Consider the following 12,663-nt stretch of genomic DNA (forward strand, 5'->3'; position numbering starts at 1 on the left):
CGGGCCTGCGGCGGTCCCGCCGGAGCGGGTACCAGCACGTCGACCCTGGCTCATGGTGCCGGTCGCGGGCCGCGAACTGAACGCCATGAGGGGCAGGTCACGAAAGGTGGACGCGGAGTTACACGCGTCGTTACATTTCCGTCGTACTGTCGAGTAGCCCCACTGTAGAGGAAGCCATGAGCGACCGGTACCAGTTCTTCACCTCCACCCCCATCGGCAAGTTCCTGGTCAAGAACCTCGGCCTGCCGGACCCGACCCCGCTGGAGCGCTGGCACGAGGGCGCCCCCCTCGTCGACGGCACCGTCGTCGTCGGCGGCGACGGCCGGCTCGCGGGTCCCGTGACCACCACGCTCGACAAGCTCGGCGTCGCCGCGGTCCGCACCGGCACCCCGGAGCAGAAGTACAAGGGCCTCGTCCTCGACGCCACCGGCCTGACCTCCTCGGGCGACCTCGTCGCGCTGCAGGAGTTCTTCACGCCCCTGCTGCGCAGCCTGCATAGCTGCGCCCGGGTCGTCGTGCTCGGCACCGTGCCCGAGGGTCTCGAGGGCAGCGAGCGCGTCGCCCAGCGGGCGCTCGAGGGTTTCACCCGCTCCCTCGGCAAAGAGATCGGCCGCGGCTCCACCGTCAACCTGGTCTACGTCGCCCCCGGCGCCGAGGAGGCGCTCGAGTCGACGCTGGCCTTCTACCTCTCCCCGAAGAGCGCCTACGTCTCCGGCCAGGTCGCCCGGGTCGGGGCGACCGGCACGACCGAGGCCGCCGACGTGGTCGACCGGGCCCGCCCCCTGGCCGGCAAGACCGTGGTCGTCACGGGCGCCTCGCGCGGTATCGGCGAGCAGATCGCCCGGGTGCTGCACCGCGACGGCGCGACGGTGCTCGGCATCGACGTGCCGCAGGCCGCGAGCGAGCTGCAGGGCGTGATGCGCGAGATCGAGGGACACCACCTGGTCCTCGACATCACCGCCAAGGACGCGCCGCAGCGCATCGCGCAGCACGTCAAGGAGACCTTCGGGCAGGTGCACGGCATCGTGCACAACGCCGGCATCACGCGCGACAAGAAGCTGCAGAACATGAAGCAGGAGCGCTGGGAGCAGGTGATCGGGGTCAACCTGACCGCCCCCGAGCGCATCAGCCGCGAGCTGCTCGCGCAGGAGCTGATCGCCCCCAACGGCCGCATCGTCGGCGTCGCGTCGATCGCGGGCATCGCCGGCAACGTCGGACAGACCAACTACGCCGCCTCCAAGGCCGGCGTGATCGGCCTCGTCGACGCCCTGGCACCCGAGCTCGGCGCCGGCATCACCGTCAACGCCGTGGCCCCCGGCTTCATCATCACGCAGATGACCGCGGCGGTGCCGTTCGCGACCCGCGAGGTCGGACAGCGGCTCAACGCCATGTCGCAGGGCGGGCTGCCCGTCGACGTCGCCGAGGCGATCTCGTGGTACCTCGACCCGGGCTCAACGGCCGTCAACGGCAACGTGGTCCGGGTGTGCGGCCAGATGATGCTGGGCGCCTGATGGCCGAGCAGGAGCCCGGCGGCACCCACCGCACGGTGCGCGGCGAGCCCGGCGGGGTCGGCGTGATGCTCAAGGCGGCGCTGCCCGTGCTGCCGGGTGTCAACCTGCTCCCCGGGGTCGGCAAGTCGGGCGCGTCGGTCGAGCAGGGGCTGCCGCTGCTGACGCTGCACCGTGCCGACGTCGCGATCGACCCCGCGCACGTCGCGGCGTACGCCGCGGTGTGCGGGTTCGAGCCGAGCCAGACGCTGCCGTTCACCTACCCGCACATGCTGGCCTTCGGCCTGCACATGGGGATCATGACCGACGGCTCGTTCCCGTTCCCGGCGATCGGCACCGTGCACCTGGCCAACGCGATCACCGCCCACCGGCCGATCGCGCCGACCGAGCGGCTCGACGTCAGCGCCACCGCCCGCGACCTGCGGGCGCACCCCAAGGGCATGGTGTTCGACCTCGTCACGACGGTCCGCAGCGCTGGTCACGGGGAGATCGAGACCGTCTGGGAGTCGACCTCGACCTACCTGCGGGTCGGTCGCGGCGACGACCAGGCGGTCAGCCCGCCCGACCTCGACCTGGTGCCCGGGACGGGCACCGTCTGGTCGCTGCCGGGCGACCTCGGCCGGCGCTACGCCTCGGTCTCGGGCGACCACAACCCGATCCACCTCTACCCGCTGACCGCCAAGGCCCTGGGCTTCAAGCGCCAGATCGCCCACGGCATGTGGACCAAGGCCCGCAGCATCGCCCACTTCGCCAACCGGCTGGGCGACGCCGCGACCGTGGAGGTGCAGTTCAAGAAGCCGGTCTTCCTGCCCGGGAAGGTCGCCTTCGGCTCGCGCACCGTCGAGACCGGTCTCGACTTCTCGCTGAGCGACCCGCGCAGCGGCAAGCCGCACCTCCTCGGACGTGCCCGGCGGCGGTAGTCCCGCCGACGGGCGCGGCCGTGGGCGTCAGCCGCGTCGGGCCCCGAAGTACGTCGTGACCGTGCGGCCGGTGCTCGAGTGCTTCATCGTGCACAGCCCGCTCGACGGACGCCAGGTGCCGACGTCGTCGGTGCCGTCACCGTCGAAGTCGCCGACGAGCGGCAGGTCGCCGGCCTGGCCGAAGACCAGCGTGCGGGTGGTGGTGCCGACCTTGAGCCGCCACGTCGCCGTGGTCGGCTCGAAGGTGCCCACCTCCGCGACCCGGTTGCCGTCCCAGTCACCGACCACCGGGGTCTGACCGGTGCCGCCGAAGACGGTGGTGCGCACCGTGCCGTCGGGCCAGCGCAGCGAGAACGTCCGGTTGGACCAGCGGTACCAGCCCAGCTCGGCGCGGCCGTTGCGGTCCCAGTCGCCGACGACGGGCACGTCGGCGGTGCCGCCGACACCGGCCACGGTGGCGGTCGCACCGGAGGCGCTGCGCAGCTTCCAGGTGCTGCTGCCGAGGCCCTTGGAGCCGACCTGGGCGACCTTGTCGCCGTCGAAGTCGCCGGCCACCGGGGTGTCGCCGGCGGCGCCCCACCGGATGTCACCGGCGGAGGTGCCGCGCTGGGTGCGCACGTAGCTGCCGGTCAGGCGGGGTCGGAAGACCGCGGGCTCGTCGACGCCGTCGCCGTTCCAGTCGCCGACCAGGGGTCGGTCGGCGCAGCTGACCGAGGCGGAGGTGGAGCCGAAGCGCCACGTGGCGCGGTGGAAGTACGGCGGGAAGTAGCTGCCGTTGCGGCGCTGCTCGAAGTGCAGGTGGGGCCCGGTCGAGCCACCCGTCGTGCCGAGCAGGCCGATGAGGTCGCCCTGGTCGACCCGCTGCCCGACGGTCGCGGCGAGCGAGTCGAGGTGGGCGTAGAGCGTGCTGTAGCCGCCGCCGTGGTCGATGACGACGTACTTGCCGTAGCTGTAGGTCAGCGACCGCACCAGCGTGACCGTGCCCGGGGCCGACGCGAGCACCGGCTTGCGGTAGTCGTCGGGGGCGTTGAAGTCGATGGCGTACGCACTCGGGCTGTGCGAGCTGCGCGAGCTGCCCGTCCACGACGAGCCGCAGGTGAAGGGCATCTCGAAGTCGGGGCCCGTGCTGGGCGACGCTGCGACGACGCGCTCGCTGGCGGCCGCCATGCGGGTGCGGGCCGCCTGGGCGGTCGGCGCCTCGACGCCGAGGGCCTCGGCCAGCTCGGCGGCGTCGGCCGGCTTGAGCTGGTAGCCGGGACCGTCGATGTCGCGTCCGGGGTCGGTACGCCGCTCCGCCGAGCTGGAGGGGCCGGCGAAGGCGGCTCCGAGGGCCAGGACCAGCGCGATGGTGGGAGCCACCACGCGCCGCAGGGGGGTCGACACCGTCACCACATCCGTCTCTGTCGTCACACGAGTGAGCAGAAACTAACCCAGGTCACGGCGTGTCGTCTCGCAGATGTCCGAATCGTGCGGTAGCGCCCTACTCGCCCGTGCGGTGCCGGATGAGCCCCTCCTGCGCGACCGTGGCGACCAGGCGGCCGTCACGGCTGAAGACCCGGGCCAGGGCGAGACCGCGCCCGCCCGACGCGGACGGCGAGGTCTGGTCGTAGAGCCACCACTCGTCGGCGCGGAAGCTGCGGTGGAACCAGATGGCGTGGTCGAGCGAGGCCGCCTGCATGCCGGGCGAGGCGATGTAGAGCCCGTGCGGCACCAGCGCCGCCGCCAGCAGCGTCAGGTCGCTGGCGTAGGTGAAGGCCGCGACCTGCGTGCGGTCGTCGTCGGGCAGCCGGCCGTTGATGCGGATCCACAGCCGTGAGCGGGTCGCGACGTCACCGGCGTCGACCCCGCCGCCGGGGCGGCTGTCACCGGCGTAGCGGATGTCGAGCGTCGACCACTCACGATGCCAGCGCTCGGCGACCTCCGGCGGGCCCGGCATCAGCTCGGGCAACGACGGGCAGTCATCGGGCTCCGGCACCGACGGCATCGCGTCGGCGTGGTCGAGCCCCTCCTCCGGGATCTGGTAGTCGACCGTGAGCGCGAAGATCGGCCGCCCGTGCTGGCGGGCCAGCACACGGCGGGTGGCGAAGCTGCGCCCCTCGCGCAGCGTGTCGACGTCGTAGACGATCGGCACGGCGGTGTCGCCCGGCCGCAGGAAGTAGGCGTGCAGCGAGTGCACGACGTACTGCTCCGGCACGGTGCGGGTCGCGGCGGTCAGCGCCTGGGCGGCGACCTGGCCGCCGAAGACCCGCTGCAGCTCGGTGTCGGGCTGCTGGCCGCGGAACAGGTCGTTCTCGATGGTCTCGAGGTCCAGCAGCTGCAGCAGCTCATCGACGGACTGGGGCACGGGGCTACTCCTCGGGATCTTCGAGTCGGGCGAGGAACTGCTCGAACTGCTCGCCCAGCTCCTCGCCGCTCGGCAGCGGCTGGTCGTCGGCCAGCAGCTGCGCGCCGGCCTCGTGGAAGGCGTCGTACTGCTGCTCCAGCCCGGAGACCACCTCGCGCACCTCGTCGGAGTCGGAGATCTGGGTCGCGATCTCGACCTGACGGGCCTCGCCGGCCTCGCGCAGCGCGGTGGTGCCGAGCCGCAGCCCGGCCGTCTCGGCCAGCGCCTCGAGCAGCGTCACGCTGGCCTGGGGGTACGCCGCCTGCGCGACGTAGTGCGGGATGTGCGCGACGAAGCCCATCGCGTCGTGGCCCCACTCCCCCAGCCGCAGCTCAAGCAGCGCCTGGGCCGACGACGGGATCCGGATCTCGCCGCGCCAGACGTTCTGCTGGCTCAGCAGCCGCGACACTGTGGCGTGGTGGGTCAGCTGCACCGGCCGGGTGTGCGGCACCGCCATCGGCACCGAGCCGAGCGAGACGGTCAGGGTGACGCCGAGCCGCTCGACGACCTCGCGCACCGCCCGGGCGAAGCCCTCCCAGCGGATGTCGGGCTCGGGGCCGTGCAGCAGCAGGAAGGGACGACCGTCGTCGTCGACCATGCGTCGCACCACCAGCCGGGGGGCGTCGTAGTCGGCGTAGTGGTCCTCGAGGAACGACATCGGGGGCCGACGGGCGCGGTAGTCGTAGAGCTCGTCGACCTCGAAGCTCGCGACGACCCGGCCGGCCGCGGGCGCGGAGCCCTCGGCCACCAGGTGGTCGACGGCCAGCTGGGCGGCACTCCCGGCGTCGAGGAAGCCGGCGAGGGCGACCACGAGGACGAGGCCGTCGTCGCGCGCCGCACCGACCTCCTCCGCCACCTCGTCGACGACGTGCACGAGCCGTGACTGGCTCACCACCGACCTCCTCCGCACCGGGTGCGTCCCGGGCGGGACGACAGCCCGAGCCTAGTGACCGGCGCCGTCAGCCGTAGAGGCTGGTGATGCGTCGTGCCGCCAGCCGCGCGAGCCGGCGCTCGTCCAGGCCGGTGACCCGACGCAGGACCTCGGCGCCACGGCGGTCCATCGCGGGGGCGGCGACCCGGTCGAAGGCGGCGAGCAGCCGCCACAGGACCTCCTCGCCCTGTTCCGCGACGAGGGCGTCGACGGCCATCCAGCTCAACGCGTAGTGCCAGTCCTGGTCGGGCCCGTTGAAGGAGCGCGAGGCCGGCATCGCGCGCACCGGCTCCCGGGCCCGGGACAGCGCCGCGGTCGGGATCCGGCGCAGCCCGCTCGGCACCGACCGCGCGCCGACGTACTCGGCCAGCCCTTCGGAGAACCACGTCGGTGCTCCGTCGTCGCGCTCGGCGACGGCGACGTGGGACAGCTCGTGGCGCACGATGCGGCCGAGGAACGGCTGCCCGGCGGCCACCGAGGTCGGCAGCAGCAGCATCCGGGAGCCGGCCTGCTCGGTCCGGTCGGGCGTGGCGTGCACCGGGAAGGTCAGCGCACCGAGCAGGTCGACCGAGCCTCCCGGGACGTCGGTGAAGGTGTCGAGCACGGCGCGGTCGCGGACGACGTAGGCCATCACGCTCCGGGGCCAGTCGAAGGGCACGACGTCGTCGACCTCGCGGACGCCCTCCTCGAGGGCGGCCATGACCTGCGGCGCCGAGCCCAGCATGGCGTCGTCGAAGATCCCGAGGACCCCGTCGCCCTGCTGCACGTGGACCCGCACCAGGTCCCACGGCGCGGGAGAGCCCTCGAGGAGCTCGGCGCCGTCGGCGTCGCGGTCGCCGGCGACGACCAGGCGGTCGCCCCGGACGACCACGACGAAGCCGACGGTGCGCTCGACGACCTGGCTGTCGAACCCCCGCAGCCGGGTGCGCAGGGTGACGCGCGGCATCAGCACCTGGGCACCGGCCCGTCGTGGGACCGGTCGGAGCCACGCGGTGTCCTCGACCTCGTAGGAGAACCGCTGCCACGGGAGCTGGCGCACGTTGGAGAACAGCAGCCGCTGCCGCTCGCGCCACGCGCGACCACCACCGAGCTGCGCCAGGAAGGCCGCCTCGTCGCCCCGTCGTACGGCGCGGGCGCGCGCGTCGAGCAGCCGCTGGACCCGGGCCCGCAGCTCTGGCCCCTGCAGCGACTCCTGCGGCGCCGGGGCGCCGTCGGCCGTCGGGTCGCCGAGCGCCCCGCGGGACCGCTCTCCGGGGTCAGCTGCCCCGAGGCACCCGGTGAGCAGGGTCAGCGTCAGCAGGAGCGCCAGCAGGCTGGTCAGCCACCTCATCGTCGAGCGCCGTGACCTCCTCGACGATGCCGCGCGCCAGCGACTGGGCGGTGAGCCCGATGCGCTCGAGGATCGCGTCTCGCTTGGCATGGTCGAGGAACTCCTGGGGGATGCCGTGCTGGCAGAACGGCGTGCGCACCCGCTCCTTCGTGAGCAGCTGCTGCAGCGACGCTCCCACGCCGCCGACCGTCCCGTTGTCCTCAACGCAGACCACCAGGCGGTGGTCACGGGCCAGGGCGACGATCGCAGGATCCCACGGCTTGACCCAGCGCGGGTCGACCACGGTGACCCCGATCCCCTGGTCGACGAGGCGCTCGGCCACGTCGACACCAGTGGCCGCCATCGAGCCGACCGCGACGAGCAGCACGTCGCGCGCGCCCTCACGCACGAGCACGTCGAGCGAGCCGACCCGGTCGACGGCCTCGAGGTCGGCGACCGGCGGGGCGCCCTTGGGGATGCGCAGCACGGTCGGCGCGTCGTCGACCGCGAGGCACTCGCGCAGCAGCTCGGCCACCCGCGCGCCGTCACGGGGCGCGGCTAGGCGCAGGCCGGGCACGACCTGGAGGATCGACATGTCCCACATGCCGTTGTGGCTGGGCCCGTCGTCGCCGGTCACGCCGGCGCGGTCGAGCACGAAGGTGACCCCGCAGCGGTGCAGCGCGACGTCCATCAGGACCTGGTCGAAGGCGCGGTTGAGGAACGTGGCGTAGATGGCGACCACCGGGTGCAGGCCGCCCATGGCCAGGCCGGCGGCGCTGGTGACCGCGTGCTGCTCGGCGATGCCGACGTCGTAGACGCGCTCGGGGTACGCGGCGGCGAAGCGGTCGAGGCCGACGGGGTAGAGCATCGCGGCGGTGATGCCGACGACGTCGGGGCGCTCGGCCCCGATCGCCACCATCTCCTCGCTGAAGAAGTCGGTCCAGATGCGGCCCTTGGGCCGACCGACGCCGGTCTCGACGTCGAACGGGCCGATCTGGTGGTACTGGTCGGCCTCGTTCTGCACGGCCGGGTCGTAGCCGAAGCCCTTGTGGGTGATGACGTGCACGATCACCGGCGCCTCGAAGCGCTTGGCCTGCGTCAGCGCGCGCTCGACGGCGACGCGGTCGTGGCCGTCGACGGGGCCGACGTACTTCAGGCCGAGGTCCTCGAAGAGGCCCTGAGGCGCGAGGGCGTCCTTCATGCCCTTCTTCATGGCGTGGAGCGCGTCGTAGACGGCGGGGCCGACGCCGCGCACGCCGTGCAGGCGCCGCTTGACCAGGTCGAGCACCTGCTCGTAGCGCGGGCTGGTGCGCAGCGCGGTGAGGTGGTCGGCCAGGCCACCCACGGTGGGCTGGTAGGAGCGGCCGTTGTCGTTGACCACGATGACGAGGCGGCGGTCGGGGCCGTGGCCGGGCGTCGCCGCGATGTTGTTGAGCGCCTCCCAGGCCATGCCGCCCGTCAGGGCGCCGTCACCGACGACCGCGACGACGTGCCGGTCCTCGCCCCGCAAGGCGTAGGCCTTGGCGAGCCCGTCGGCGTAGGACAGCGCGGTCGAGGCGTGGGAGTTCTCGACCAGGTCGTGGTCGGACTCGGCGGGGTTCGGGTAGCCCGACAGGCCACCCTCCATGCGCAGCGTGTCGAACTGGGCGGCGCGGCCCGTGACCATCTTGTGCACGTAGGCCTGGTGGCCGGTGTCCCACACGACGCGGTCGCGCGGGGAGTCGAAGACGCGGTGCAGGGCCAGGGTGAGCTCGACGACGCCGAGGTTGGGGCCGAGGTGGCCGCCGCGGGGCGCGCAGGTGCGGACCAGCTCGTCGCGGATCTCGCTCGCGAGCTCGGCGAGCTCGTGGTCGTCGAGGTCGCGGAGGTCGGCGGGGCCGCTGATCTGGCGGAGGTGGCCCATGCGCGGTGGTCCTCCCGGGGGCTGGGTGAGTCCCCGGACGGTGGCCCGGGGCGCTGTCGAGTCTAGGCGAGGGGCCTCAAGCCGGATCGAGCACCGCGAGCGCTGCGTGCTCGAGGCTGGCCAGCCACACCGTGCCGTCGTGCTCGCGCACGCCGGTGACCATGGAGAAGGCCGCGCCGGGGCGCTCCCGCACCTCGCGCACGAGGCCGAGCGGCCCGTCGCCGAGGGCGTAGGCCTGCGCGTGCACGGAGGGCGTCGGGGCGGGCAGCAGCCGCTCGGGCAGCAGCCCGACCAGCAGCCCGAGCAGCCGCCGCACGACGCGGGGGGCGCGGCGGGCGACCTCGAGCGGGGCCACCCGGGGCGAGGCCAGCGCGACCCACAGCAGCCCGTCGGTGCCGAGGGAGAGGTTGTCGGGGTAGCCCGGCAGGTCGGTCACGACGACCTCGACCTCGCCCGTGCGCTCCCCCGCCACCCAGAGCCGGCGCACCCGCCGCGCGCCCGACTCGGCCACCAGCACGCTGGCGCCGTCGGGGGCGACCACGACCCCGTTGGCGAAGTCGAGACCGGTGAGGCGCTCCTCGAGCGTGCCGTCGGGGCAGCGCCGCAGCAGCCGACCGGTGCCCGAGCCCTCGACCATCTCGGCACGCCACCGCTCGCGCCGGTGCACCTGGCTGGCGTCGCTGAACCACACGCTGCCGTCGGGCGCGACCGCCGCGTTGTCGCAGAAGACCAGCCGCCGTCCGGCCACCTGGGTCGCCAGCACCTCGACGTCGCCGGAGCCGAGGTGCACGGCCAGCAGGCCGCGGGTGGCGTCGCAGACGACCAGCCGCTCGGCGTCGAGCAGCTCGACGCCCAGGGGCCGGCCGCCCGTGGTCGCGACCCGCTGCCAGGCGGCCGGGCCCTCGCCGAGGCGCGGGTCGACGCGCCACACCGCACCGTCGGCGCACCCGACGTACGCCGCTCCGTCGGGCCCGACGACGACGTCCTCGCCCTCGGCGGGCAGCGGCAGCAGCCTCACGACGCCAGCCGCCGGTAGGTCTCGCTCGCCAGGAACCTCGGCAGGAAGTGGGCGTTGGACTCCGCCAGGTCGAGGCCGAGGGCGACCTGCGGGTCGACGAAGACGATGGCGCGCCCCTCGCCGAGCACGACGTCGGCGTCGGTGGCCTCCGTCGGAGCGGCGTAGATGCGGTAGTGGCTGGTGTGGCCGTCGCGGTAGGAGAACTCCCCCTCGAACCACAGCCCGAGGGCACCGTCGGGGAGCCGGAGCCCGGTCTCCTCGGCCAGCTCGCGCACCACGGCGGCGTCGTGGTCCTCGCCGTCCTCCACGTGGCCGCCCACCATGCCCCACTGGCCTGCCGCCCGGGGCGCGTGCTCGTCGCGGTGCTGGAGCAGCACGTGACCCCGGCGGTCGACGAGGTAGCAGACGGCGATGCGCGGCAGCACCCGGCGAACCTACTGGGCTAGAGCCGCGCCACGAAGCGGCGCCCGCGCAGCGCCTCCTCGACCAGGCCGGCCGCGCGCCGCACGCCGAGCAGCCGCGCCTCCTCGCGCTGCCAGGTCTCGACGGCCGCGTCGACGGCGGGTGGCTCGACCAGGTCACGCAGCTCGCCCCGGGCACGGCTGAGACCGGCATGGACGCCCGCGCTGCAGGCCTCGAGGTGCACCACCGCGAAGCGCGCGAGCAGCACCGGGTGGCGACGCAGCGCCGGGTAGCCGCGGTAGTCGGGTGGGCACTGGTCGAGCAGCCACGCGACGGCGGTGGCCTCCCAGTCGGGAGCGTCCGGGGGGCGTACGCCGCTGGGCCAGCCGGGCGGGGTGTGGGTGGGCACGGCACGAGCCTACCCGTCGATCGAACACGTGTTCGACCTGTCGGCCCTGGGCTCGGCGACATCGACCTGCGACCATGGGGCGTGGCTCCCACCGAGCCCGGGCCCGGCGACGGACCGGGCGCCCCTCCTGCTCGACCCGGCCCGCTGCTGGACGAGGTCGAGGCGCGCGACGCGCTGCCCCGTGCCGTGCGGGCGCTGGCCACGTGGTGCCGTGACCTGGGCCTCGCCGACGACCTCGTGGCGCGGGCCCTGGCCCGTGCCGCGGCGCTGCCGGTCGAGGACCGGCCCACCGACCTCGCCGACTGGTGCGTCACCCTGGGGCGCCAGGCGCGACTCGACGAGCTGCGCCGCGAGCCCCGCCCCGACGAGCGGCTCCCCGCCACGTTCCTCGACCTGCCGACCGGCGGCGACGGCCGCACCGCCGGCGACCTGCCGCCGGGGCTCGACGACCGGCTCGCGCTGCTGTTCGCGGTGTGCGACCCGGCACTGTCGGAGGAGCAGCGGCTCGTCCTGGCCCTGCGGGTGGTGTGCGGGTCGTCGCTCGCCGAGGTGGCGGTGCACCTCGGGACCGGCGAGGCGGCGGCCGCGTCGCGGCTGGCCCAGGCCAAGCGCGCCCTCGCCGAGGCCCGCCCCCGCTTCGCGCTGCCCGGCGCCGAGGAGCGCGACGAGCGGCTGCCGCTGGTGCTCGACTGCGTGGCGGCGATGTACACCGTCGCCCACCGCACCAGCCCCGAGCCGCCCGACGCGCTCGAGGACCTCGGCGACCAGGCGCTCGCCATCGCCGACGGGCTCGTCGACCTGCACCCGGGCGAGCCCGAGGTGCGCGGCCTTCGCGCCGTGGTGCTGCTCGGCCTGGCCCGGCGCCCGGGTCGCGTCGACGAGCACGGCGTCGCCCTCACCCTCGACCAGGTCGACCGCGACCGCTGGGACCAGCGGATGCTCGCCGTCGGGCTGGCCGACGCCGCCTTCGCGATGCAGGGCCACGGCCGCTTCGCCCTCGAGGCGGCGATCTCGGCGCTGCACGCGACCGCGCCGAGCGCGACGCAGACCGACTGGGCGCGGGTGGTGCAGTTCTACGCCGTGCTGCGCGAGGTGTGGGCCTCGCCGAGCGTCGAGGTCGCCGAGCTCGCCGCCCGCACCCAGCACGTGCTGCACGGCTTCGGCGGCACCGACGTCGAGGCCGCGCAGGTGCTCGGCGGCATCGAGCAGCGCCTCGTCCAGCTCGTGGGCGAGGCGTCAGCGCCGGCCCGCCGCGACGCCGCCTTCGCCCTGGCCGACCTCCGCTGGCGCACGGGGCGCCACGCGGCGGCGGTCCCGACGTACCGTCGCCTGCTCGAGCACGTCACCAGTGCCCCGATCCGGGCCTTCTGCGAGCGCCGGATCGCGCAGGCGGGCGGCTAGCCGGCACCGCCCATCGGCCCGCCCGTGCGGCCGTGCCCCACCGCGACCACCTGGGCGAGCACCGACAGCGCCATCTCGCCGGGGCTGCGGCCCCCGGTGTCGAGGCCGGCGGGCACGTGCAGACGGTCCAACCCCCCGACCCCCTCGGCACGCAGCTCCTCGAGCAGGCCCTCGGCCCGGCGGCGGCTCGCCAGCATCGCGACGTACGTCGCCCCGGCCGCGAGCGCCGCGCGCAGCACGGCTGGGGCGTCGGGCGCGTCGTGGTCGCACAGCACGACCGCGTCGCCGGGGCGTGGGCGCAGCGCCGCGACGGCGGCGGCCCCCCGGCCGTCCTCGTCGTCGGCCACCACCTCGACGTCGAGGCCCACCACCTCGGCGAGGCGGACGAGCGCCTGCGAGACCGGGTTGTCGGAGAGCACGACGAGCCGGCCCCTGGGGCCGTCGTCGTCACGCCAGGACTGCTGCCGCGGGGTCGTCAC

12 protein-coding genes are annotated in these 12,663 nt (G+C 74.5%); 3 read left to right on the plus strand and 9 right to left on the minus strand.

Annotation, left to right across the window (positions count from 1 at the left end; all coding sequences use genetic code 11):
• Positions 1-176: 176 nt before the first annotated feature.
• Entirely contained in the window at positions 177-1,511 is a 1,335-nt protein-coding gene (locus tag ACYU8I_RS08405) for a 3-oxoacyl-ACP reductase (RefSeq protein ID WP_460839473.1), read from the plus strand.
• The gene (locus ACYU8I_RS08410) at positions 1,511-2,428 is read left to right on the plus strand and encodes a MaoC family dehydratase (RefSeq protein WP_460839475.1); all 918 of its coding nucleotides are present in this window, start codon (positions 1,511-1,513) and stop codon (positions 2,426-2,428) included. The genes ACYU8I_RS08405 and ACYU8I_RS08410 overlap by 1 nt, the downstream gene beginning before the upstream one ends.
• Positions 2,429-2,455: 27 nt before the next feature.
• Here the strand turns inward: ACYU8I_RS08410 and ACYU8I_RS08415 are convergent, their stop codons facing one another.
• The 8 genes from ACYU8I_RS08415 to ACYU8I_RS08450 form a co-directional block, all read right to left on the minus strand.
• Positions 2,456-3,811 carry a M23 family metallopeptidase gene (locus ACYU8I_RS08415; RefSeq protein WP_460839476.1) on the minus strand — a complete coding sequence of 452 codons (1,356 nt, stop codon included), beginning with the start codon at positions 3,809-3,811 and terminating at the stop codon, positions 2,456-2,458.
• 97 nt (positions 3,812-3,908) lie between these two features.
• Positions 3,909-4,772 carry an acyl-CoA thioesterase gene (locus tag ACYU8I_RS08420; protein ID WP_460839479.1) on the minus strand — a complete coding sequence of 288 codons (864 nt, stop codon included), beginning with the start codon at positions 4,770-4,772 and terminating at the stop codon, positions 3,909-3,911.
• A 4-nt stretch (positions 4,773-4,776) separates the two neighbouring features.
• Complete coding sequence (locus tag ACYU8I_RS08425; RefSeq protein ID WP_460839481.1) at positions 4,777-5,703, minus strand: PAC2 family protein; 927 nt, start codon at positions 5,701-5,703, stop codon at positions 4,777-4,779.
• Between the two features lie 67 nt (positions 5,704-5,770).
• Positions 5,771-7,072, minus strand: a complete 1,302-nt coding sequence (locus tag ACYU8I_RS08430) for a hypothetical protein (RefSeq protein WP_460839483.1) — start codon at positions 7,070-7,072, stop codon at positions 5,771-5,773.
• Complete coding sequence (gene dxs, locus ACYU8I_RS08435; RefSeq protein WP_460839485.1) at positions 6,999-8,954, minus strand: 1-deoxy-D-xylulose-5-phosphate synthase; 1,956 nt, start codon at positions 8,952-8,954, stop codon at positions 6,999-7,001. The genes ACYU8I_RS08430 and dxs overlap by 74 nt, the downstream gene beginning before the upstream one ends.
• 76 nt (positions 8,955-9,030) lie before the next feature.
• Positions 9,031-9,972: an SMP-30/gluconolactonase/LRE family protein gene (locus tag ACYU8I_RS08440; RefSeq protein WP_460839487.1), complete on the minus strand. Its 942-nt coding sequence runs from the start codon at positions 9,970-9,972 to the stop codon at positions 9,031-9,033.
• Positions 9,969-10,397, minus strand: coding sequence for an NUDIX domain-containing protein (locus ACYU8I_RS08445; RefSeq protein WP_460839489.1), 429 nt, complete (start codon positions 10,395-10,397; stop codon positions 9,969-9,971). The genes ACYU8I_RS08440 and ACYU8I_RS08445 overlap by 4 nt, the downstream gene beginning before the upstream one ends.
• Before the next feature lie 17 nt (positions 10,398-10,414).
• Entirely contained in the window at positions 10,415-10,783 is a 369-nt protein-coding gene (locus ACYU8I_RS08450; RefSeq protein ID WP_460839491.1) for a hypothetical protein, read from the minus strand.
• Positions 10,784-10,864: 81 nt separating this feature from the next.
• Between ACYU8I_RS08450 and ACYU8I_RS08455 the strand changes: the two genes are divergently transcribed.
• Entirely contained in the window at positions 10,865-12,184 is a 1,320-nt protein-coding gene (locus tag ACYU8I_RS08455; protein ID WP_460839493.1) for a DUF6596 domain-containing protein, read from the plus strand.
• Here the strand turns inward: ACYU8I_RS08455 and ACYU8I_RS08460 are convergent.
• Positions 12,181-12,663, minus strand: a complete 483-nt coding sequence (locus ACYU8I_RS08460; protein ID WP_460839495.1) for an XdhC family protein — start codon at positions 12,661-12,663, stop codon at positions 12,181-12,183. The two genes, ACYU8I_RS08455 and ACYU8I_RS08460, sit on opposite strands and share 4 nt — an antisense overlap.

It is taken from the genome of Nocardioides marmoraquaticus, assembly GCF_054777915.1.